Origin of the sequence: Kribbella sp. VKM Ac-2568 (genome assembly GCF_004345365.1) — a bacterium.
Lineage (GTDB): Bacteria > Actinomycetota > Actinomycetes > Propionibacteriales > Kribbellaceae > Kribbella > Kribbella orskensis.
In genome coordinates this window covers 400,353-422,447 of the sequence record NZ_SLVF01000004.1, presented here as the reverse complement: position 1 = coordinate 422,447, position 22,095 = coordinate 400,353, and the positions used below count along the sequence as shown (strand labels likewise).

The window sequence follows — 22,095 nt, the reverse complement described above, 5'->3', positions numbered from 1 at the left end:
ACTGGACGGTGTTTCGCCGGTGACGCGCCCAGATGGGCAGCTGGTGCGAGCCGCTTGCACAGTGTCCCGCGCCGTGAAAAGTAGGGCAGCCACGCCCACCCGGCCACTGTTGCAACTGTCCGCACAAGCATGTGAGAGGCGATCAGCCTGACCACCTTCCGAGAGCTCGGGGTCCTGCCCGAGATCTGCGACGCGCTCGATCGCGTCAACATCATCGAGCCTTTCCCGATCCAGGAGATGACGCTTCCCGTCGCGCTGATGGGGACCGACCTGATCGGCCAGGCCCGTACCGGTACCGGTAAGACCCTCGGGTTCGGTATCCCGCTGCTGCAGCGCACCATCTCCCCCGGCGAGGCCGACTACGAGGAGCTGGCCGCGCCCGGCAAGCCGCAAGCCCTGGTCGTCACCCCGACCCGCGAGCTCACCATCCAGGTCGCCAAGGACCTCGAGACCGCCTCCACCGTGCGCACCGTGCGGATCCTGACCATCTACGGCGGGGTCGCCTACGAGCCGCAGCTCGACGCCCTCAAGACCGGTGTCGACGTCGTCGTCGGTACGCCGGGCCGGCTGCTGGACCTGGCCAACCGCGGCGTGCTCGACCTCAGCCACATCAAGGTGCTGGTGCTCGACGAGGCCGACGAGATGCTGGACCTCGGCTTCCTGCCCGACGTCGAGCGGATCCTGCGCAAGACGCCCGAGCTGCGCCAGACCATGTTGTTCTCGGCAACCATGCCGTCGGCCGTGATCGGCCTGGCCCGCACCCACATGCGGCACCCGCTGAACATCCGGGCGGAGTCCCACGAGGACACCGAGATGGTGCCGACGACGGCGCAGTTCGTCTACCGGGCACACGATCTGGACAAGCCCGAGGTGGTGGCCCGGATCCTGCAGGCCGACGACCGCGGCCGGGTGATGATCTTCTGCCGCACCAAGCGGGAGGCGTCCCGGCTCACCGACGACCTGATCGACCGGGGCTTCAAGGCCGCCGCGATCCACGGCGACCTGAACCAGCAGGCCCGCGAGCGGGCGCTGACCCGGTTCCGCGGCGACAAGATCGACGTGCTGATCTGTACCGACGTGGCCGCCCGCGGCATCGACGTCGAGGGTGTCACGCACGTCATCAACAACACCTGCCCTGAGGACGAGAAGGCCTACATCCACCGGATCGGCCGGACCGGCCGCGCGGGTGCGAGCGGCATCGCCGTCACCTTCGTCGACTGGCCGGACCTGGTCCGCTGGAAGACGATCAACAAGGCGCTCGACCTGCCCTACGACGAGCCGCAGGAGATCTACTCGACCTCCCCCGAGCTCTATCACGACCTCGGCATCCCGACCGGCGCGAAGGGCCGGATCAAGCCGGCCCGCGAGCCGGAGGACAAGCCCGCCCGCGACAGGCCGGCCCGGCGTACCCGGTCCGGCGAAGGCGAGGCCAAGTCCACCACCGGAACCACTGCCGGGTCCGACGGCGAGTCCGGTGAGCGCAGCGAGCGTCCGGCCCGGAAGCGGCCCAACCGCAGCCGGCGGCGGCTGCGGGCCGGCCAGCCGGTCGAGGGCGGCAGCGAGTCAGGCGAGGGCGGTGGGACGGTCGAGCAGAAGTCCGACGCCGACGTGACCGCCAAGACCGCGGTACCGCCGACGGCCGAGTCGTCGACCGAGGCAGCGGAGGCACCGGCGGAGCGCAAGCCTCGGCAGCGCACCCGTCGCCGCCGCACCGAGGGCACCACGGAGCAGCAGACGGACGTGTCCGTCAGCCAGCCCGCCGAGGCCCCGGTGGTTGAGAAGTCAGCCGAGCCGACGGCCGCCGTCGAGACGGCGACCGAGGAGAAGGCGCCGGCGAAGCGGCCGGCCCGCAAGCGGACGTCGAGGGCGAAGGCTTCGGAAGAGGCCGCACCGCAGTCCGCGGAGAAGGCTGACGAGAAGACCGCAGCGAAGGCCGCTGAGCAGGCCGCGAGCAACGAGCCGCAGCAGGCTCCGAGCGCGGTCATGCCGACGTTCACCGCGCCGGAATGAACGGCGCGTAGCCGGCGCGTCACCGTCCGGGAGCTCCACGGATGGGCGAGACCAGTTCGTCGCCCGTCCGTGCCTCAACGGTGACCGTCGGCCCGCAACACCCACCACCGCCGACCCGTCCTAGCCACGACGAAAACCATCGTGGAGGGAAGGGTGTGGCGATGACGACGAAACGTATCTCGGCCGCGGCAGCAGGAGTGATCCTGGCCGCGGCCGTTCTGCTGTCCGGCTGCAGCGGTTCCGGCAGCAGCGGCGAGTCCAGTACTGCGGCCGACGGCGCGGCGGCCCCTCGGCAGGCCGACTCGGGCGGGTCCGAGGGCTCCGCCGACAAGGACAGCAAGGCAGCACCCGCGGCGCAGCCGACGGTCACCCGCGCGATCATCAAAACGGGCTCCCTCAGCGTCGAGGCCGAGGACGTGAACTCCACCCGGCAGAAGGCGATCGGCATCATCACCGGCCTGCGCGGCCAGGTGGCTTCCGAGGACACCGGCAGCAACTCCGAAGGCCGGATCACCCAGGCGAACCTCGTCCTCAAGGTGCCCACCGCGTCGTACGAGACCGCCATCGACAGGTTGTCCGGTCTGGGGACGCGGACCGCGATCCACCAGGAGTCGAGCGACGTCACCGAGCAGGTGGTGGACGTCGAAAGCCGCATCTCCTCGCAGCGGGCGAGCCTGGAACGGATGCGGACGCTGCTGGCCAAGGCGAACACGATCGGCGAGGTCGTCTCGGTGGAAACCGAACTGACCCGGCGCGAGGCCGATCTCGAGTCGCTGCTGGCGAAGCAGAAGAACCTGTCGCTACAGACCGAACTCGCGACGCTGAGCCTGACTGTGGCAGAGAAGGGCAAGACTCCCGTGGTGGAGAAGGAGGATCGCGGCTTCCTGGCCGGTCTGCGCGGCGGGTGGGACGCCTTCACCGCGACGTTCTTCGCGCTGTCTGCCGTGCTGGGCGCCCTGCTGCCCTTCCTGATCGTGCTCGCGCTGATCGGCATCCCACTGTGGAAGTTCCGCGGCCGCCTCCGCCGTACGCCGGCCGCCGTGCCGCCCGACCAGGGGTGAGTCAGCGCGTTTCGAGGAGGCCCGCAGCCAACGCGCGGTAGGCGTTGGCTCCGGTCGAACGGGGTGCCGTGCTCAGGATGGTCTGCCCGATCGCGGGGGCCTCGGCGAACCGGATGGACTTCGGGATCGCCGGGGCGAGCACGGTCAGCGCGTAGGTGTCGGCGATCGTCTCGAGCACCGCCCGCGCGTGGTTGGTGCGCCCGTCGTACAGGGTCGGGAGGACGCCGAGCACCTCCAGTCCGGGGTTGGTCAGGCGCTGGACATCGTGGATGGTGTCCAGCAACTGACCGACGCCGCGGTGCGCGAGAGTCTCGCACTGCAAGGGAATCAGGACCTCCGAGGCCGCCGACAACCCGTTCACCGTGAGCAGCCCCAGGGTGGGCGGGCAGTCGATCAGGATCCAGTCGTACTGCGACGCCACCGGCCGCAGGGCGCTTCGGACCAGATGCTCGGGACCACTCTCGGCCGCGAGGTTGACCTCCGCGGTGGACAGGTCGATGGTGGCCGGCACCAGGTCGGGGCCCTCCTCGGACGGCACGATCACGTCCTGCACCTTCACCCCGCCGAGCAGCACGTGGTGGATCGACTTGTCGAGGTCTTCGGGGTCGATGCCGACGGAGAAGGTCAGGCACGCCTGTGGGTCCAGGTCGACCAGCAGCACCCGCTGACCGAGCTCGACCAGGGCAGCGCCGAGCGAGGCAACCGTGGTCGTCTTGGCCACGCCGCCCTTCTGGTTGGCAACCGCGAGTGTGCGAGGCACGAGCACATTGTGCCGCACCGCGGCACAATGACCCCACCGGGGCGAGCTTTGACTTCAAGTGTCGTTGAAGTTGGAGGATGTCCGGCAAGGACACCGACGCACAGCTCCCGCCACCGCGGGCAGGCCGCCGCGAGTGGCTCGGCCTGGCGGTGCTGGCCCTGCCGACCATCCTGCTCGGACTCGACATGACCGTGCTGCACCTGGCAGCACCGGTGCTCAGCGCCGATCTGGCGCCGAGCAGCTCGCAGCTGCTCTGGATCGTCGACGTCTACGGCTTCGTGGTCGCGGGTCTGCTGATCACGATGGGCACGGTCGGCGACCGGATCGGCCGCCGGCGGCTGCTGATGATCGGCGCCACCGGGTTCGCGCTGGCCTCGGTGCTCGCCGCGTTCTCGACCAGCCCGGAGCTGCTGATCGCGGCCCGGGTGCTGCTCGGCATGGCCGGTCCGCTGATCGGCGGCGTGCTGCTCGAGCACTTCTGGTGGGGATCGGTCTTCCTGATCGGCGTTCCGCCGTTGCTGATCCTGCTGGCGACCGCCCGCGCGCTGCTGCCCGAGTTCCGCACCCCCGGCGCCGGGCGGATCGACCTGGCCAGCGTCGCACTGTCGACCGGCGCGATCGTGGCCGTCGTCTACGGCCTGAAGGAGATCGCCAAGGACGGCCCGCACCACCGCCTGAGCGTGCCGGTGTCGCTTCGGGCATGGGCGAGACCGGTACGGAGCTCGGGATGGCGTTGGGAGTCGCAGTGGCGGGCAGCCTGGTCACTGCGATCTACCGCGGCCAGGTGACCGAGCAGAGCCTGCCCGCCGGTGTCCCAGGTGAGGCCCGGGACACGCTGGGCAGTGCGGTCGCCGTCGCCGAGCACCTGCCCGGTCCCCTCGCGCGGGAGCTGCTGGAACTCACTCGTGGCGCGTACACGGACGGAGTACAGGCTGCTGCTCTGGTCAGTGCTGCGATCCTTGCGGTGCTGGCTGTGACCACCGCAACGCTGCTCCGGAACCCGAAGCGGGCCGAGGTACCCGTTACCGTGGACTCGTGAGTACGCCGCGCACGTTGACGCTGCCAGACGGGGTCCACCCCGTGACACTCGAGACCGATCGTGGCTCCTTCGCCACCCTGCAGGCCAAGCCGGACATCGGTACGCCGCTGGGCACGGTCCTGCTGGTCCCGGGCTGGACCGGCAGCAAGGAGGACTTCACCCCGCTGGTGGACCACCTCGCGCGGTACGGCTGGATCGCCGTCGCGGTGGACCAGCGGGGCCAGTACGAGACGCCCGGCCCGGCCGACCCCGCGGCGTACACGCTGCCGGAGCTCGCGTCGGACGTGGTGGCGATGAGTAAGGCGCTCGGCGGCTACAGCCAGCTGGTCGGGCACTCGTTCGGCGGGCTGGTCGCGCGCGAGGCGGTGCTGGCCGACCCGGGCGTGTTCTCCACCATCACCTTGATGTGCTCGGGACCCGGCGCCTTCAGCGACGAGGCGAAGCGGCAGGGTCTGCAGATGCTCGCCTTCGGGCTGGACAACCTGCCGATCGAGCAGGTGTACGACCTCAAGCTCGAGCACGACAGCAAGGAACCCCGGTACGTCGCGCCGGCCGAGGACATCGCCGCCTTCCTGCGCAAGCGGTTCACCGGGAACGTACCGGCCGGCCTGGCCGCGATCACCCGGCGGCTGATGGACGCCGAGGACCGCACCGAACACCTGGCCAAGTCGGGCGTGCGGGCCCAGGTGATGTACGGCGAGACCGACGACGGCTGGCCGATCCCGATCCAGGACAAGATGGCGGACATCCTCGGCGTGAACGCCCAGATGGTCGCCGACGCGGGCCACTCCCCCGCGATCGACCAGCCCGCCGCGACCGCCCGGATGCTGGTCGACTTCTTCCACGACCGCTGAGCTTGCGTCCGAGGAACCGAGCGCTATAGCCCTCAGTTCTTCGGACGTTCGGGCAGTCAGCGCAGGGGTTTGACGGCCGGGTTGAGGGCGAGCTTGTCCAGGCCGACCGGGGCGAGGGCGGCGCGGGTCTTCTCGTCGAGCACCAGCAGGCTCACGTGGACCTTGTCGCCGCCTTCCAGACCCGGGCCGGAGGAACCGGTGATGCCGAGCTTCTGCTGGTGCAGCGGCGAGAGCGCGTTCTGGATGTTCTCGACGTCCTTCTGGCTGAACGTCGCCCGCACCACGCAGAGGTTGCCCTCGTACACCTTCTCGAACTCCCGCCGGAACTTCTCCACGTCGCCGTGCGCGACGCCGATCCTGACCACCATCGGCTTCGTCCGGCTGGCTCCCTCCGGATACAGCAGTGCCGGATTGTCGATCTGGTCGGCCCGGGCCGCGAGCCACTGGCTCACCTCCGGGCGGTCGATGTTGCTCGCGATCAACGGCCAGCCGCCGGACGGCGTCGGACACGGCACCGCGTCCTTGCGCGGGCTCGGCGTCACCGTCACCACCGTCGGGGCGGTCTGCTCCTGGACGGTGACGGTCCGGTCCTGCCAGATGCCGACCAGCCGGGCCTGTCCGCTCCGCACTCCCTTGATCGTCGACGCGTCGGTGAGCCGGTCGAGGTCGACACCGATCAGCTTGACCGAGATGTCGGCCGAGCAGGTCGGCGCCGGTTCCTTGCCCGGTGGATAGCCGATCGCGACTTCCGCGTGCGGGGCGCAGTAGATCGGCGACTTCCCCGGCGCCGCGATCACCTCACCGGACATCTCCACCCGGTCGCCGTTGCGGACCAGCAGCGAGTCCGGGTCACTGCCGTTGCCTTGGGCAACGGATGGCTTCTCGGTGGACGGCGCCACCGAGGGCTCGCTGCCGCCCGGCAGCACGGTCAGTGCCGCCGTGGCGATCGCGGCGACACTCGCGGCCGCCAGTGCCGGTACCCACCGGCGGGGCCTGTTGTGGTGCAGCATCCGGTCGAGATCCGGCTCCGGCGCGGACGGCTGGTCCGCGCGCCACTGCGCGCCGGCCTTCACCAGCAGGTCGTCGACCTTGTCGGTCGGGTTCATTCGCTGACCTCCAGCAAGGAGCGCAGGCGGGCCCGCGCATCGGAAAGAGTTGACTTGACGGTGCCCTCGGAGCAGCCCATCACCGCCGCGGTGTCGGCGATCGACAGGTCGGCGAAGTAGTAGCAGTCCACCGCGAGCCGCTGCCGCGCCGACAACGCGGTGAGCGCCTGATCCACGTCCACCCGGGCCTCGACGTCGGACCGGGCGTCCGCGGCGTCGTGCTCGTCCAGCTCGGCGACCGGCCGCAACCGCCTGGTCGCCTTCCGGGCCTGATCCGCGGTGATCGCCAGCAGCCACGCGGACGCCGTACCGCGTTTGCCGTCGTACTGGCGGCGCTTCATCCAGGCGCGCACGAGGGACTCCTGCACGACATCGTCCCGGTCGACCCCGACCGCGAGCCGCGCCGCCAACCGGGCCATCGCCGGCAAGTGCGGTCGCACCCACTCCACGAAACCCGCCCCGTCACCGGGCGGCGCCGTCGCAGGCATCGGCTCCCCGATCATCGTCGACATACCTTGTCTACCCTCCGAACGCCCATCCGGTTGGCCCCTTCCCGCGACTCAACGACCTCAACCCCCCGACGTCACACCCCCACCACCCCCACAATCCGGTCACAATCCCGTGGCCCCCACTTATCCACAGATCCACCAAACCGACCCCACGACCCCCACTCCCCTGACTACGGTCGAAGAACCCAACGCCCCAGGGGGACCGCATGCCACCGCCCGACCAAGAGCAGCTGCCCGCCCCCTCCGAGCTGCACGCCCGCTTCTCGACCCGGTATGCGCCGGTCCACTGGGAGCGGCTGCCCTCCGCCGCTGAGATCGCCCAGCTGTACGGCGCCAAAGCCACCGCAAGGGGTCTGCGACTGCTCGAGCGGACGATCAGCACCGAGCCAAGGATCACTGCCCAGTTCCTGGCGGCGATGCCACCAAACGCCTCCGCCTACCGGCTGGAACGCAGGATCAAGTCGCCAGAGTCGCTAGCTCGGAAGCTTCATGACATGCAACGGTCGAAGCAGCGGCATCCACCGGACGATCTGCTGCGGTACACCGCTCTCACGGAGGTCTCCGACACTCTCGTCGACGCTGCCCGTGAGACCTGCGAAGAGTTGAGTCGAGCCGGCTGGCAGATCCGGTATGCCAAGCAGTCCTACGCCGAAGGATCGCGCTACAAGGGAATCCACGGCTACTTCGTGACACCGTCCGACGATCGGGTCGAGGTCCAGTTCCACTCCGTCGCGTCGGTGCACGTCAAGGAAGCCACCACACCGTGGTACGAGATCGAGCGCGACGCCCGGACGTCTCCTGAGGAGAGGACGGCAGCGCGGCGGGAATGTGTCCGGCTCTCGGCCACCTTGCAGAAGCCTCACGGCATCGACACCCTCACCCAACTGGGCGGCCTCCGGGTCGCCGTTAGCAACTACAGTGACCACCGCGAGCCAGCCAATGCTCCGTCCGGCGTCCGGAGCTCAGACAGTCGGGGCGCGCTGCCGGCACCGACGCCCACGAGAAGCGACGGGATCGGCCGATGAAGCTCTATCTGGTCAAGGAGGACGAGCAGGTTGTCTGGGTGGCGGCGCTGGCCCACGAGACGATGTACGGGTATGTCCCCAACACCGGCAAGTTCCACGACAACAATGCCTTGCGCAACGACTTCTACCTGGAACGCCACTTCACCTACCAGGAAATCGGTAGCGCCGAGGCACGCAGGCTGATCGCGGACGGCATCGAGCCCTTCGACGAGACCGAGGCCGACGAAGCCCTGGCCGAGTGGCACGCCGACAACAAGGCCCTGGATCCCGCCGAGGTGTTGTCCATGGCGGCCGGGTTCAATCCCTGATCTCCCCGACAAGGGTGCTAACTCACTTGTCAGCCCACGAGTCGTTGCGTTTCCCCTTGTGGATAAGGAGATCCGCATGCTTCGCGGTTTGCACTCCAGTTGTCTTTCACGATAGTATCGAACACATGTTCGAGTGTGATGTCGATGAGCTCAGCGCGGCCGAGACGCTGGCCTCGGCCGCGCGGTTGCACGCGATGAAGCTCGAGATCGAGGTCGATCTGCTCCGGCTTGCGCAGCGCTTCGCCGATCTGCATCCCGATCCGGCGATGATCTCGGGTCGCGAGACCGTTCCGGGTGGCGAACGTGGCCTTGTGTACGGCGGGCCGGGGTGTCCGGGGGTGGCGGAGTTCGCGCCGGCGGAGTTCGGGGCGGTGATCGGCCGATCGAAGGGGTCCGCGGCGGCGTTGATGGGTCAAGCGCTGGCGTTGCGGCATCGGTTGCCGCGGATCTGGGCTCAGGTCGAGTCCCAGCACGCGACAGCTTGGAAGGCCTGCACCATCGCCACTGCCTGTCTTCACCTGTCGGTGGAGGCTGCCGCGATCGTGGACCGGAAAGTGGCCGGGATCGTCGACTCGATCCCGCCGCTGCGACTGTCCAACATCGTCAGGGCCGCGCTGTGGCAGGCCGACCCCGAAGCCGCCCGCGCGGCCGCGGAGACGAAGGCCAAGGAACGGGGCGTGTGGGCCGGCCGCACCGATGAACACGGCACCACCACCGTGTTCGTGAAGGCCGCCACCGGTGACGTGATCCACTTCAACGCCACCGTCCGCCAGATCGCCGACGCCCTCGCCGAACTCGGCGACACCGACACCCTGGACCAGCGCCGCGCGAAGGCGATCGGCATCATCGCCGACCCCGAACTGACCTGGGAACTCCTCGCCGTCGCTCAACACCTCACCAACACCGGCCGGTCCAGCCAGCCCACCGACGTCGCCGCCACACCGCCCACTGGAACCCGGCCTGCGGCCCCGGCCGACTTCGACGACGAAGCCGACCGCGACCGGCCTCACCCCAGCGACGCCCAGCCTGGGCGCGGGATGGACGAGGCGGCACGGCGCAAGCTGGCCGGCAGGCTGGCCGCGATCAAACAGGCCGCCTACAACACCGACAAGATCGGGGCAACCAGGCGGAAGCCTGCCCAGACGACGCTGTACGTGCACGTCACCGACGAGACCCTGCTCGCCGGGGGAGGCGTCACCCGCGTCGAACGCTTCGGCCCCGTCTACGCCGCCCGCCTGCAAGAACTCCTCAGCCACGACCAGATCATCGTCAAGCCCGTCATCGATCTGAACGACAAGATCAACGTCGACGCCTACGAGATCCCGCGACGGATCCGCGAACGCGTCAAGCTCACCCACCCGGTCGAGCAGTTCGTCTACGGCACCGCCGAAACCACTGACAGCACCGACCTCGACCACATCCGACCCTTCGACTTCAGAAGCACCGGACCACCGGGCCAGACCAGCACCACCAACCTCACTCCGCTGCGGCGCTACAGCCACCGGGTGAAGACGCATGGCGGTTGGAGGGTTCGCCGCTTGGATGACGGCGCCCTGGAATGGACCACCAGGTACGGCTTCAAGTTCCGCGTCGACCACACCGGAACTCAGCCCCTCGGCGACCGACCATGAGGTCCTCGCCAAGGGCGCCGGCTTCAATCCGTGACGGGGGCTGGATTCGCATAGATACGGGCTATGACCGATTCGATGGTGGGTTCGGCGATGGTCAGGTCCTGGAGGGGGTAGGTGGCGGCTATCTGGGCGACCAGGGGTGCTGCGCTGGTGGTGGTGGGGAAGGTGAGGTACTGGCGGGGGCCGTCGACTTTGGTGACGGTGGCTCCGTCGATGGTGATGGGTGGGAGGGAGGCGGCCAGGTCGACGACAAGGGTTCGGGGGGCCGACTGGCTGGAGCGGAGGCCGGTGAGGGTGCCGTCGTAGACCTTGTGGCCGTGGTCGATCACCATCACCCGGGAGCAGAGTGCCTCGATGTCGTCCAGGTCGTGGGTGGTCAGGATGATCGTGGTCTGCCGGTCCTTGTTGACCTGGGCAAGGAACTCCCGCAGCCGGGCCTTGCTGATGATGTCGAGGCCGATCGTCGGCTCGTCCAGGTAGACGATCTCCGGGTCGTGCAGCAGCGCAGCCGCGATGTCGCCGCGCATCCGCTGGCCGAGCGACAACTGCCGCACCGGTACGTCGAGCAGATCCCCCAGGTCCAGCAGTTCCACGAAGGTGGCGAGGTTCTCGGCATGCCGCGCCCGCGATACGCCGTACATCTTCTGCAGGACGGCGAAGGAGTCCTTCAGCGGCAGGTCCCACCACAGCGTGGTGCGCTGGCCGAAGACGACGCCGATCCGCTTGGCCAGCTTCATCCGGTTCCGCGACGGGTCGACGCCGGCCACCCGGATCGAGCCGCCGGACGGGACCAGGATGCCGGTGAGCATCTTGATCGTGGTGGACTTGCCCGCGCCATTCGGGCCGATGTAGCCGACCACCTCGCCGCGGCCGACGGTGAAGGACAGGTTGTCGACGGCGCGCACCTCCCGCTTGGTACGCCGCAGGCCGGTGCGGCTCGTCACGGTGAAGGCGCGCGACACGTTCTCCAGTTGGATGACGCTCATCTGCTCAACTCCCTGTACTGCGGTAACGACGGAGACCGCCCCGCCAGGCCACCGACGCCAGCGCGATCATCGCGACGGCGACCGCCGGAGCCAACAGGCCGATCCAGGACGGCAGCCCCAGCGGGGCGGGTTTACCCAGCACGAAGAGGACCGGGTAGTAGTTCACGAAGGCCAGCGGGACGATGAAGGTGACGGCGCGGACGATGTCCTTGCCGAAGATGGACAGCGGGTACTGCGTGAGCTGCTGCCCGCCGTAGGTGAACGAGTTGGCCAGCTCGGCCGAGTCGATCGAGATGAACTGGAAGGCGGCGCCGAGCACGAAGATCGCGCCGAAGATGATCGAGCCGGTCAGCATGGACACCACCAGGACGATGCCCTTGGCAACGGTCCAGTCCAGCTCGATGTGGCCGAGGGCGATCACCAGCACGAGACCGGCCTGGAACGGACGACCCAGCCGGCGCAGAGCGAAGTTGTCCGCGACCGCCTGGATGAAGGCCGGCACCGGGCGGATCAGCCAGACGTCCAGCTCGCCGGTCCGGATCCGCTGGCCGATCCGCTCGATCGACCCGGTGGCCAGATCCGCGAGTCCCAGCGTCATCGATGCGGTGCCGTAGAGCAGCCCCATCTCCCCCAGGCTGAAACCGCCGAACGACTCGATGTGGCTGAACATCAGCACCACCGCGACGAAGTCGGTCCCGGTGATCAGCATCGTGCTCACCAGCGTCAACGCGAACGACGCCGGGTAGGCCAGCGACGACCGGATCCACATCATCACCAGCATCCGGTACTGCCCGGGCCAGGCCATTGCCCTGCGCAACGAAGTGGACTCAGCCACCCTGGATCACCACCTTCCGGGTCGCGAGCACGGTGGCCATCCGCCCAGCCAGCCCGAGAACGACGATCCAGACCAGCTGGAACGCCAGCGCCGACCCCACCCCGCCCGGGTTCCGCCCGAGCCAGACATCGATCGGCACCTGCAGCGTCGCCGCCCAGGGAGTCGCCCGAGCGACCTCGCCGATCCACCCCGGGAACACCACCAGCGGCAGGATCGCGCCGGAGAAGAATAGCGACAGCACCAGCGCCATGCTCTCCACCCCGCGCGAGTCGGTGATCCAGAACCCCGACAGCGCCACGAGGTACCGGATGCCGAAGCTGACCAGGATGCCGAGCGCCACAGCGACGGCAACCGCCAGCCACTGCATGGGCGAGGAGGGGAAGTTCAGGTCGAACACCAGCGCGCCGACGATCAGGGGAGCACCGCCGCGCGCGAGCAACTGGAAGACGGCCCGGCCGGCGTCCACCGACAACCACCAGAGCATCAGGTGGGTCGGCCGGTAGAGATCGACCGCGATTTCCCCGGTGCGGACGCGTTCGCCCAGCTCGACGGTCGTGGTCGCGCCGAAGATGCCGACCGGCGCGAGCAACCCCTGCTGCAGCCAGACGAAGGTGAGTGCGTCGGACACGTCGTACCCGCCGAGGCCGGGCCGGGTGTGCCACAGCGTCAGGTAGACGCCGCAGAAGATAAAGCCGAACACTGTGTTGGTGAACGCGCCGGACAAGGTGGCGATCCGGTACGTCGAGAACCGGCGGAACGAACGCACTGCGATCGCCCAGTACACCTCCACCGCTACCTCCTTCGCACACTCGAGGTGGTGTCCGAAGGTCGTCGCGCCGGTCGTGGCGCACGCAGAACTACCCCGGATCCGTCAGGACCCGGGGGTTCGGACACCACTGTGGCGGCACGATGAACGTGCCGTTGTCAAGGGAAGGAGACGGACAGTACGCCGGTCCGCGGCCGGGCGTCAACCGCAATACCGCCACGGCCGCCGCGCAACGGCAGAGCTCAGCTGATCTCGGCCTCGAGGACCCGGGCGAGCAAGGTGGCGAACCGGACCGGGTGGCTCGCGTAGCCGCCGTGGCCGCCGGGGAAGCTGACCACCGGCCAGCCGAGGTAGTCGGCGATCACGCTGATCGGCTGCGCCGGCAGGTGCGCCGCGGCGTCCACCCCAGCGGCCGGCACGATCTTGTGCGCGACCCGCTCCAGCGCGAGCAGATCCGGCTGGTACCGGGTGAACGGCAACAGTTTGTGCGTGAAGTAGACCCCTGCGTTAGCGTCCATCCGCGCCATCACCTCGCGGAACTCCGGCCGCAGGTCCTCCGGCGCCGGCAGGTCGTCCTCGTCCAGCCCGGTGCCGATCTCGTACAGCCGCTGAGCCGTCTCCACCCCGTCCGCGGCGCTGGTGGCGTGCACGTCCTCGAAGAACGCGCGGGGCGTCTCCGCGTCCGGCAGCACCTCCACACACGGCGGCTCGTGCGCGACGAGCATCCGCACCCGGTCGGGATGCCGGGTGATGAGCTCCAGCCCGGCGATCGCCCCGGTCCCGCTCCCGAACACGTACGCCGGCTCGTCCCCCGCCACCTCGTCGAGCAGGATCAGCGCGTCCTCCGCGGCACGATCCACCCGCTCGTCGACGGGCGCACCGTCGTACGGGCTCCGTGAGTTGCCGCGGGGATCGTACGAGACCACGGTGTACTCCGCGGCTAGCTGGCCGACGATCCCCTCGAACACTCCGCAGTCGGCATACCCGTCGGCGATCAGCAGCAGCACGGGACCGGATCCGGTCACCTCGTAGTGCAGCGTCGCGTCCGGCACGGCCAGTTTGTTCACGGTCTTCGCGGTCATCGGTCACCCCTGGTCCTCAAACGTCGTTCGGTGACCTCAGCTTCGTCTCCCCCGCTGGTACGCCGCGCACATACCGCTGGTACGCCCGGTCAGCCGGCCTCGGCGACGTCGGGGGTGGTGACGGCCTCGGGGTCTTCGAGGGCGGCCCAGGGGTCGCGAGGCGGTGCGACCCGGCGGCCTTGCGGGCAGATCCGGGCGAAGTCGCACCAGCCGCACAGCGCGGACGGCTCCGGCGGGAAGACCTCGTCGGCCTCAGCCGGGGTGAGCCCCTCGCGCCAGCGGGTCTCGGCGGCGGCCGCGTCGTCCGCGATCGACTCGGCCCGGCGCTGGTGCCGCGCCAGGGAGGCGTCGTCGTGGTCGGCGGCGGCGATGGTGTTGGTGGGCAGGTGGTGCAGCTCGACCCGGGTGCATGGCCGGTGCAGCACCCGACGAGCACCGAGCACGTAGAGCGCCATCGCGAGCGACGACCGAGCGTCCGTGCTGGTCAGCGGTCGCCGCCCGGTCTTGTAGTCGACGATCGCCAGCTCGGTCCCGCCGTTGCCGTCCCGGGCCGGGCGCTCGTCGATCCGATCCACCCGGCCGCGCAGGCTGGCCCGTTCGGTGGTGAACGCGACCGTGCGCTCCACCCCGCGCGGTTCGAAGTACGGGTCGATCTGGTGCAGGTAGGTGCTCAGCATCTCGACCGAGCGCTCCCGCCAGTCGAGTGACTGCCGCTCGTCGCGGAATCCCTCGTGCCGCCAGCTCGTGCGCAGCTTGCCGACCGCCTCGACCGTCGTACGCCGAGAGGCCGGCCAACGCCAGAACTCGGCCAGCGACTCGTGCAGCACGGCGCCGACCGTGTTGTGCGCCCACGGCGGGCCCTTCGGCGGCCGCGGGGTCTCCAGGTAGGTGTAGCGGTACTTGCGCTTGCAGTCGGCGAAGTTGAGCAGCTTCGTCGGTGTCGCGACGAACAACCTCGTCGGCATCCCGGGCAGCATGTCGTTCATTCTCAACTCGCCTCGATGAAGTCCGTGACCGCATCCGCGACCAGCTGTACGGCGATCGCGCTCAGCAGCAGACCGGCGATCCGGGTGACCAGGAGCACGCCGTTCTCCCCAAGTATGCGCATGATCACGCCGGAGAAGCGCAGCGTCAGCCACATCACCAGGTGGATCAGCACGATGCCGAGGGAGATCGCGACCACGTCCGGCAGCGAGCCGTCCGCGCGCTGCACGAACACCATGGTGGCGACGATCGCACCCGGGCCGGCCAGCAGCGGAGTACCGAGCGGGACGAAGGCGATGTTCACGTTCTTCGTCTGGACCGGGTCCTCGGCGGTATCGGTCAGCAGCTGCAAAGCGATCAGCAGGAGCAGCAGACCACCCGCTGCCTGCAGGGCGGGCAGGGTGATGCCGAGGTGGCTCAGGATCTGCTGGCCGAAGGCGGCGAACACCACGATCACGCCGAACGCGACCAGCACCGCCTGCCAGGCGGCCTTCTTCCGGACCGCCCGGGACTGCCCGGCCGTCAGCGAGATGAACACCGGCACGGTGCCCGGCGGGTCCATGATCACGAACAGTGTGACGAAGACCGAGCTGAGCAGCGACAGGTTGATGACGTCGTTCACGGCAGGTAGGCCTCGGGCACGTTCGCCGAGCTGGCCGCGGCATTGAGCTTCGCGACCTCGAGGAGGCGGGCGAACTGCTCGGGCTCGGTGGTGTTCACACCGAGGTCGTGGTCGATCTTGCCGATCCCGTGGTGGTCGCTGGAGCCGGTGTAGATGATGCCGAGCTCGTTGGCGATCCCACGCAGCGTGACCCGGGACTCCGGCGAGTGGTCCTGGTGGTCGACCTCGATCCCGGCCAGGCCGTGCTCGGCGACCAGCCGGGCGATCATCTCCTCCGTCATCACCTTGTAGCTGGAGCGGCCCCACGGGTGCGCGATCACCGGGACTCCCCCAGCTGCGCGGACGATGTCGATCGCCCGGCCCGGCTCGATCGCGTAGTGCGAGACGTGCCCGGGGCGGCCGTCGGCCAGGAACCGGTCGAACGCCTCGCCGCGGTTCGCGACCGTGCCGTTGGCGACCAGCGCATCGGCGACATGCGGGCGGCCGACCGACGGTGTCCCCGTGGCCTGCGCCAGCACCTCGTCGACGGTCAGGGCGACGCCCATGCCGTTCAGCCGGGCCACGATCGACGGGATCCGGTCGGTGCGGCCGTCGCGGACGGTGGCCAGCTCGGCGGCGAGCGGCTGGTAGGACGGATCGAGGAGGTAGCCGAGCAGGTGCACGCTGATGCCGTTCAGCTTGCAGGAGATCTCGATCCCGGGCACGAAGCCGATCCCGAGATCCTCGGCGGCTCGCCGACCCTCGCCCCAGCCGTCGGCGGTGTCGTGATCGGTGAGCGCGATCACGTCCAGGCCGTCCCGCTTCGCGTGCGCGATCAGGACGTCGACCGGGTCGGTGCCGTCCGAGCGGTTGGAGTGGGTGTGCAGGTCGATGAGCACGAGTGATCGGGATCCCTTCTCTGGACAACTGTCAGCGCTGATGCTATCCGTGCGCACCTCCGGTCCTTATCGTTCTCCACATGGATGTGGACCGCGTCGACTGTGTCGGAGCTCTCGTGTACGACGAACAGCACAGGCTGCTGGTCGTCCAGCGGGCCAACGAGCCGGGTCGTGGGCTCTGGTCGCTGCCGGGCGGCCGGGTCGAGCCGGGCGAGGACGATCCGACCGCGGTGGCCCGCGAAGTGGCGGAGGAGACCGGGCTCGAGGTGATGGTCGGGCGCTTCGTCGGCGAGGTCGAGCGCGACGGCCCGAACGGCAAGCTCTACGTGATCCGCGACTACCAGGCGGCCCAGGTCGGCGGCATCCTCGCAGCCGGTGACGACGCCTCCGACGCCCGCTTCGTCAACCGCGACGAGTTCAACAACCTCCCCACCGCCACCCTCCTCGCCTCCACCCTCGCCCAGTGGAACGCCCTACCCGGCTGAGCATGAATGCCCTGCCCGGGTGAGCAAATGAGTCGTGCGGGTGAGCAAATGAGTCGTGCGGGCACCGGGTAGGCGGGAGACTGCGGGGATGGACGAGGCTGAACTGGTGCGGGCGATCGAGCAGAACGCGGCCGAACTGCTGATGGCGATGGGCGCGGCGGGCGGTGGACGGCAACGGGACGATGCAGGGGTCCGTTGGACGATCGGCGGGTCGCCGATCGACTACCACAACGCCGTGGTCGCGGCTGATCTCACCGCTCGGACAGCGGACGCGGTCATCGCCGAATCGCTGCAGGAACTCAAGGACCACGACGTCCCCGGCAGCTGGCACGTCGGCCCGTCGATGCGCCCGGCGGATCTCGGCGAGCGTTTGCTCGCGGCCGGCTTCACCCACGGCGGCAGCGAGCCAGGCATGGCCGTCGACCTCGCCGAACTCGCCGATCCCGCCCGTACGACGGGCCTGCGGGTCGATCGGGTACGGACGGAGGAGGATCTCGGGGTCTGGGTGGAGACGTTGGGTCGGGGCTTCGGGGAAGGGGTCAAAGAGGCCCGCTGGGTTGGTGAGGTCTATCGGCGCCTCGGTCTCGGGGATCCGTGGCGGCACTACCTCGGCTGGCTCGACGGAGAACCGGTGGCGACGACCACGATCTACCTCGCCGCCGGAGTCGCCGGCGTCTACTTCGTGATGACCGTCCCCGAGGCGCGGCGACGCGGGATCGGCACCGCGATCACCCGCACCGCCCTGCAGGACGCCCGCAACACCCGCGACACCGGCGTTCGGTACGGCGTACTGGGGTCGTCGCCGGCAGGACGCTCCGTGTACGCCGGGCTCGGGTTCCGCGAGTACTGCACGATCGACCTCTACGAGTGGTCCCCGACTCGGACCGACTGATCGGCGGGCGCGACCGGGACCGGCTGTGCGGCGGGGGTGGCCTGGCGCTCGCGCAGTAGGACGACCGCGGCGATGGCGACGACCACCGCGGTGAGGCCGTGGATGCCCAGGGCCGTGGCTACCGAGCCGCCGTGGGTGAGCACGGCGACCATGTCGACGACCGGGATGATTGCGGCGAGGCCCATCACCACGCCGGTCGCGCGGCGCTGCCCCAGTGCCAGCAGGACCAGGATGTTGAGGCCGCAGACGATGTCGCGGACGGCCTTGACGATGAAGTAGCCGGCCTCGTTGCCGGTCGGCCAGGGGTCGATGCCGAAACCGCTCGCGGCGCCGTGCGGATCCAGCAGGAACCGCAGGCCGAAGGAGATCGGCGCGAGGCCGATGATGACGGTGAAGACGGTGGTCAGGCGGCGCTTGTTCATCAACTGCTCCAATTTCTAGCGTTGCTAGGCTTTTTAGCGACGCTAGCATTGTCGACGCTAGAATGTCTAGCAGTGCTAGAGTGAGAGCTATGCCAGTGCAGGAGCGGAAACAGAAGGCTCGTGAGCAGCGCAGCCAGTTGATCGTCAGCGCGGCCCGCGAACTCGCCGAAGCCGAGGGCTGGGACGCGGTGACGACCCGCAAGCTCGCCGACCGGGTCGAGTACAGCCAGCCCGTCCTCTACAGCCACTTCAAGAACATGGACGCCATCGCCGCCGCGGTCGCGCTTGAAGGCTTCGGAGAGTTGACGACTGCCCTGACGGAGGCCCGGGCGGCTGCCAAAGCCGCGGCTAGGGCTGGAGAGAAGTCAGCTTCGGAGGGGCTGCGCGCTGTGGCTGAGGCCTACCTGGACTTCGCGGGCGAGCACCCCGCGCTCTATCAGGCGATGTTCGTGCGACCGACCCAACTGACCTTCGCCACCGGAGAGATCCCCGCCAGCCTGCGGGAGGCGTTCGCCGCGTTCCGCGAAGCAGTCGAGCCCTTCGCCCGGCCCGGCACAGACGGCGAGAGCCTCACCGAGCTGTTCTGGAGTTCACTCCACGGCCTGGCGACCCTGCAGGCAGGAGCGCGTCTCCGGCAGACCCACCAGCAGGAGCGCGTGGAGGTCTTGGTAGGCCTGATCGCGGGTTAGCAACCCCACAGTTCCCCATACCTACGCCTCGCGGCCGAGGCAGCGCGGGAGCGGCGGGAGTTCTTGATGGGGCTGGTCGTGGGTCAGCTGTTCCACTTGAGGATTGCTGGGGAGCCTCGTTCCCAGCCGAGGGTGGAGATGGTGGCTGTGTTGAGGACGAAGTGGCGGCCTTCGGTAACTTCTAGCTCCAGCCAGCGGGCGGTGAGGCTGCGGAGGGCGTGGGAGTGGCCGAAGACCAGGACGTCGCCGTCGACGGCCGCGATCCGCGCGACGACGCGGTCGAGGCGGGTGGTCACCTTGGCGGGGGTTTCGCCGTTGGGCACTGGGAAGTCCCAAACAGTCCAGCCGGGCACCGTCTCGCGGATCTCCGCTGTCGTCACGCCTTCGTAGTCGCCGTAGTTCCACTCGACCAGGTCGTCGTCGACGACAGCGTCCGGGAAGCCGGCCAGCTCGGCAGTCCGGCGCGCCCGCTGGCGGGGGCTGGTGAGCACCAGGTCGAAGTGGTTGTCGGTCAGCCGTTCCTTCAACGACGCGGCGGTCCGCTCACCGTCCCCGGTCAGCGGCAGATCGGTCCAGGAGGTATGCCTGCCGGACTTGCTCCACTCGGTCTCGCCGTGGCGGACCAGCCAGAGCTGGTCCTCGCGTTCCGCTGACTGTCCGTGGGTGGTCACGGTTTCATCGTCGCAGATCGTGGCCGAACGTGCGCGAGCCCTTGACCGATCGGGTCCGGACAAGGCAGGGTCGCAAACTGTAAGCGCTTCCATTTTGACGGGAAGGACCGCCCGATGCCCTCCGGACCGACCGGCAGGCCCGCGACGATCTACGACGTCGCGGCGCTGGCGAAGCTGTCGATCGCGACGGTTTCGCGTGTCCTGCAAGGGACCGGTCCGGTGTCGGCGAAGGCACGAGCCCGGGTCGACCAGGCGGCGCACGAGCTGAACTACGTGCCACTGCGAGCCGCCCGAAGCCTCGCGGTGCAACGTCACGAGGCGCACGGGCTCGTGCTCCCAGACCTGGCCGGCCCGTTCTACGGCGATCTGCTGATGGGGTACGAGCGCTGGGCCGGTGAGCACGGCCAGAGCGTGATCCTGACCGTCACGCACGGGAACCCGGAGCCCCAGCGGAGCCTGCGCGACCTGGCCGGCCGGGTCGACGGGATCGTTGTCCATGGCAACGCTCTGGACCTGCCCACGGTGCTCGACCTGCGCCGCGCGAACGTCCCGGTGGTGCTGGTCGCCCATCCCCCGGTGACCGGCTGTGACTCGATCCGCAGCGAGAGCGCCACCAGCGCGGAGCAACTCACCAGCAGGTTGCTCGACCACGGGCGGACCAACCTGCTCTTCGTCGGCGACCCCGCCAGCTCGTACGACGTCTCCGAGCGCTACGCCGGCTTCTCGGCCGCCGTGAAGGCGCACAAGCTCAAGGTGCCGGAGCCCGAGCGGGTCCCGCTGACCGAGGAAGCTGGAGCAGCCTTCGCCACAAAGTTGCTAGACGCAACCAAGGTCGGGGGGAAAGTTCGACCGGATGGGCTGGTTTGTGCCAATGACGAGTTGGCGTTGGCGGTGTTGAAGGCGTTGGCGAGCGGGGGCGTCGACGTACCGGGGGACATCGTGGTGACGGGGTGGGATGACGTGATGGCGGCGCGGTATGTGTCGCCGGGACTCACCACAGTGCGGCAGCCGATGGCCGAGCTCGGCCGGCTGGCCGCCCAGAGACTGCACGAACGCATTACCGGGGAACGCACCCGGGCCAGGAACGACGTTCTGGCGACACAGCTTGTGCTGCGCGAGAGCTGCGGCACAGGACCGGGGGAAGCAGAGACAACGGCAACAAGAACCGGTTGAGGAGAAAGCATGATCACCCAGACCACCCGACGACGCCGACTGGTGATCGGCGGCTCGGCCGTCCTGGCCACCGCGCTCGCACTGAGCGGCTGCGGCCGCTCGGAGGATTCCCCCGACGCGGCGCCGCAGGCCTCCACCAGCGTCGACACCGGCCCGGCGACCGGCGAGATCACCGTCTGGGCGATGGGCACCGAGGGCGAGAACCTGCCCAAGCTGACCAAGGAGTTCGAGCAGGCCAACCCCGGCGTCACGGTGAAGATCACCCCGATCCCGTGGGACGCCGCGCACAACAAGTTCACCACCGCGATCACGGCCCAGTCGACGCCCGACGCGGCGATGGTCGGCACGACCTGGATGGGTGAGTTCGCCGACCTCGGCGCGCTCGACCCGACCCCGTCCGGGATCGACACGTCCGGCTTCTTCGAGGGCGCGAACGAGACCACCAAGGTGGGCAACACCAACTACGGCGTCCCCTGGTACGTCGAGACGCGGCTGGTGTACTACCGCAAGGACCTGGCCGCCAAGGCCGGGATCACCACGCCCCCGACCGACTGGGACGGCCTGAAGGCGATGGCCAAGGCGATGCAGGACAAGGCCGGCGCACAGTACGGGATCAATCTGCAGCCGGGTGGCACGGGCTCCTGGCAGACCGTGATGCCATTCTCCTGGTCCGCCGGCGCCGCGATCACCGGTGAGGACCAGAAGGAGTTCACCTTCGACACCCCGGAGATGCAGGAGGGGCTGAAGTACTACCAGAGCTTCTTCACCGACAAGTTGGCCGGCACCGACCTGCCGCCGAACCAGACCGAGGCGCAGTTCGTCAGCGGCAAGGTGCCGATGTTCATCTCCGGTCCGTGGATGGCGGGCTCGATCGCCAAGCTCGGCGGCGAGAAGATCAAGCCGAACATCGGCGTCTTCCAGCTGCCGAAGAACAAGACCGCGACCTCCTTCGTCGGCGGCAGCAACTTCGTCGTGTTCAAGGACAGCAAGAACAAGGACAGCGCCTGGAAGCTGGTCAAGTGGCTGTCCGACGCGAAGACCCAGGCCAGCTGGTTCAAGCTGTCCACCGACCTGCCCGCGGTGAAGAGCGCGTGGGAGGACCCGAGCATCGCCTCGGACCCGCTGCTGCCGGTCTTCGGCAAGCAGCTCGAGGATGCCAAGGCGCCGCCCGCGATCGTGAACTGGGAGCAGGTCGCGACCGCCTTCGACGCCGAGGTGGAGAAGATGGTCAAGGCCGGCCAGTCCCCCGCCGACACCGCGAAGGCGATCCAGACCAAGGCCACGTCGATCGGGACCGGCGGCTGATC

The 22,095-nt window shown here is 69.0% G+C and carries 25 protein-coding genes; 13 read left to right on the top strand and 12 right to left on the bottom strand.

Features of this window, described 5'->3' with window-relative positions; genetic code table 11:
- Positions 1–237: 237 nt before the first annotated feature.
- Complete coding sequence (locus EV648_RS13290) at positions 238–2,010, top strand: DEAD/DEAH box helicase (RefSeq protein WP_241995109.1); 1,773 nt, start codon at positions 238–240, stop codon at positions 2,008–2,010.
- A gap of 161 nt (positions 2,011–2,171) precedes the next feature.
- The gene (locus tag EV648_RS13285) at positions 2,172–3,071 is read left to right on the top strand and encodes a DUF4349 domain-containing protein (RefSeq protein WP_132289876.1); all 900 of its coding nucleotides are present in this window, start codon (positions 2,172–2,174) and stop codon (positions 3,069–3,071) included.
- Between the two features lies 1 nt (position 3,072).
- Here EV648_RS13285 and EV648_RS13280 read toward each other — a convergent pair whose 3' ends face one another.
- Positions 3,073–3,831 carry a ParA family protein gene (locus EV648_RS13280; protein WP_132289873.1) on the bottom strand — a complete coding sequence of 253 codons (759 nt, stop codon included), beginning with the start codon at positions 3,829–3,831 and terminating at the stop codon, positions 3,073–3,075.
- 77 nt (positions 3,832–3,908) lie between these two features.
- Here EV648_RS13280 and EV648_RS13275 point away from each other — a divergent pair, with 77 nt between their 5' ends.
- The 3 genes from EV648_RS13275 to EV648_RS13270 are packed head-to-tail and all read left to right on the top strand — an operon-like array spanning position 3,909 to position 5,724.
- Entirely contained in the window at positions 3,909–4,619 is a 711-nt protein-coding gene (locus tag EV648_RS13275; RefSeq protein WP_241995107.1) for an MFS transporter, read from the top strand.
- Positions 4,616–4,870, top strand: a complete 255-nt coding sequence (locus EV648_RS44045; protein ID WP_241995106.1) for a hypothetical protein — start codon at positions 4,616–4,618, stop codon at positions 4,868–4,870. Before EV648_RS13275 ends, EV648_RS44045 begins: the two co-directional genes overlap by 4 nt.
- Entirely contained in the window at positions 4,867–5,724 is an 858-nt protein-coding gene (locus EV648_RS13270) for an alpha/beta fold hydrolase (RefSeq protein WP_132289870.1), read from the top strand. Before EV648_RS44045 ends, EV648_RS13270 begins: the two co-directional genes overlap by 4 nt.
- 56 nt (positions 5,725–5,780) lie before the next feature.
- Here the strand turns inward: EV648_RS13270 and EV648_RS13265 are convergent, their stop codons facing one another.
- Both EV648_RS13265 and EV648_RS13260 read right to left on the bottom strand, forming a co-directional pair.
- On the bottom strand, positions 5,781–6,830 hold the full coding sequence (locus EV648_RS13265; protein ID WP_132289867.1) for a hypothetical protein: 1,050 nt from the start codon (positions 6,828–6,830) through the stop codon (positions 5,781–5,783).
- The gene (locus tag EV648_RS13260) at positions 6,827–7,342 is read right to left on the bottom strand and encodes an RNA polymerase sigma factor (RefSeq protein ID WP_132289864.1); all 516 of its coding nucleotides are present in this window, start codon (positions 7,340–7,342) and stop codon (positions 6,827–6,829) included. Before EV648_RS13260 ends, EV648_RS13265 begins: the two co-directional genes overlap by 4 nt.
- Positions 7,343–7,545: 203 nt before the next feature.
- Here EV648_RS13260 and EV648_RS13255 point away from each other — a divergent pair, with 203 nt between their 5' ends.
- The 3 genes from EV648_RS13255 to EV648_RS13245 are packed head-to-tail and all read left to right on the top strand — an operon-like array spanning position 7,546 to position 10,303.
- The gene (locus tag EV648_RS13255) at positions 7,546–8,364 is read left to right on the top strand and encodes a hypothetical protein (protein WP_132289861.1); all 819 of its coding nucleotides are present in this window, start codon (positions 7,546–7,548) and stop codon (positions 8,362–8,364) included.
- The gene (locus tag EV648_RS13250; RefSeq protein ID WP_132289858.1) at positions 8,361–8,672 is read left to right on the top strand and encodes a hypothetical protein; all 312 of its coding nucleotides are present in this window, start codon (positions 8,361–8,363) and stop codon (positions 8,670–8,672) included. The genes EV648_RS13255 and EV648_RS13250 overlap by 4 nt, the downstream gene beginning before the upstream one ends.
- Positions 8,673–8,698: 26 nt before the next feature.
- A complete protein-coding gene (locus EV648_RS13245; RefSeq protein ID WP_132289855.1) occupies positions 8,699–10,303 on the top strand; it encodes a hypothetical protein in 1,605 nt (534 codons plus the stop codon).
- Positions 10,304–10,326: 23 nt separating this feature from the next.
- On the opposite strand, the gene EV648_RS13240 is transcribed toward EV648_RS13245, so the two are convergent.
- From EV648_RS13240 to EV648_RS13210, 7 genes are all read right to left on the bottom strand, one after another.
- Positions 10,327–11,289 (bottom strand): ATP-binding cassette domain-containing protein, encoded by a 963-nt coding sequence (locus tag EV648_RS13240; protein WP_132289852.1) that lies wholly within the window; start codon positions 11,287–11,289, stop codon positions 10,327–10,329.
- A gap of 4 nt (positions 11,290–11,293) precedes the next feature.
- The gene (locus EV648_RS13235; protein ID WP_241995105.1) at positions 11,294–12,124 is read right to left on the bottom strand and encodes an ABC transporter permease; all 831 of its coding nucleotides are present in this window, start codon (positions 12,122–12,124) and stop codon (positions 11,294–11,296) included.
- Positions 12,117–12,914, bottom strand: coding sequence for an ABC-2 family transporter protein (locus EV648_RS13230; protein WP_199234574.1), 798 nt, complete (start codon positions 12,912–12,914; stop codon positions 12,117–12,119). Before EV648_RS13230 ends, EV648_RS13235 begins: the two co-directional genes overlap by 8 nt.
- 218 nt (positions 12,915–13,132) lie before the next feature.
- Positions 13,133–13,972 carry an alpha/beta fold hydrolase gene (locus EV648_RS13225; RefSeq protein WP_132289849.1) on the bottom strand — a complete coding sequence of 280 codons (840 nt, stop codon included), beginning with the start codon at positions 13,970–13,972 and terminating at the stop codon, positions 13,133–13,135.
- Positions 13,973–14,061: 89 nt separating this feature from the next.
- On the bottom strand, positions 14,062–14,958 hold the full coding sequence (locus EV648_RS13220) for a PD-(D/E)XK nuclease family protein (protein WP_132289846.1): 897 nt from the start codon (positions 14,956–14,958) through the stop codon (positions 14,062–14,064).
- A gap of 2 nt (positions 14,959–14,960) precedes the next feature.
- Complete coding sequence (locus tag EV648_RS13215; protein ID WP_132289843.1) at positions 14,961–15,578, bottom strand: MarC family protein; 618 nt, start codon at positions 15,576–15,578, stop codon at positions 14,961–14,963.
- Positions 15,575–16,456, bottom strand: coding sequence for a PHP domain-containing protein (locus EV648_RS13210; protein WP_132289840.1), 882 nt, complete (start codon positions 16,454–16,456; stop codon positions 15,575–15,577). Before EV648_RS13210 ends, EV648_RS13215 begins: the two co-directional genes overlap by 4 nt.
- An 80-nt stretch (positions 16,457–16,536) precedes the next feature.
- Here EV648_RS13210 and EV648_RS13205 point away from each other — a divergent pair, with 80 nt between their 5' ends.
- Together EV648_RS13205 and EV648_RS13200 are read left to right on the top strand one after the other, a co-directional pair.
- Positions 16,537–16,941, top strand: a complete 405-nt coding sequence (locus EV648_RS13205; RefSeq protein WP_132289837.1) for an NUDIX domain-containing protein — start codon at positions 16,537–16,539, stop codon at positions 16,939–16,941.
- Positions 16,942–17,029: 88 nt separating this feature from the next.
- Entirely contained in the window at positions 17,030–17,833 is an 804-nt protein-coding gene (locus tag EV648_RS13200; protein ID WP_132289834.1) for a GNAT family N-acetyltransferase, read from the top strand.
- Here the strand turns inward: EV648_RS13200 and EV648_RS13195 are convergent.
- Positions 17,803–18,255, bottom strand: a complete 453-nt coding sequence (locus EV648_RS13195; RefSeq protein WP_132289831.1) for a DUF4267 domain-containing protein — start codon at positions 18,253–18,255, stop codon at positions 17,803–17,805. The genes EV648_RS13200 and EV648_RS13195 overlap by 31 nt on opposite strands.
- A gap of 89 nt (positions 18,256–18,344) precedes the next feature.
- On the opposite strand from EV648_RS13195, the gene EV648_RS13190 reads away from it, so the two are divergent.
- On the top strand, positions 18,345–18,944 hold the full coding sequence (locus tag EV648_RS13190; RefSeq protein WP_132289828.1) for a TetR/AcrR family transcriptional regulator: 600 nt from the start codon (positions 18,345–18,347) through the stop codon (positions 18,942–18,944).
- An 83-nt stretch (positions 18,945–19,027) separates the two neighbouring features.
- Here the strand turns inward: EV648_RS13190 and EV648_RS13185 are convergent, their stop codons facing one another.
- Entirely contained in the window at positions 19,028–19,615 is a 588-nt protein-coding gene (locus EV648_RS13185) for a histidine phosphatase family protein (RefSeq protein ID WP_241995104.1), read from the bottom strand.
- Between the two features lie 114 nt (positions 19,616–19,729).
- On the opposite strand from EV648_RS13185, the gene EV648_RS13180 reads away from it, so the two are divergent.
- Positions 19,730–20,788 (top strand): LacI family DNA-binding transcriptional regulator, encoded by a 1,059-nt coding sequence (locus EV648_RS13180; protein WP_132289822.1) that lies wholly within the window; start codon positions 19,730–19,732, stop codon positions 20,786–20,788.
- A 9-nt stretch (positions 20,789–20,797) separates the two neighbouring features.
- Entirely contained in the window at positions 20,798–22,093 is a 1,296-nt protein-coding gene (locus EV648_RS13175; protein WP_132289819.1) for a sugar ABC transporter substrate-binding protein, read from the top strand.
- Positions 22,094–22,095 lie beyond the last annotated feature (2 nt).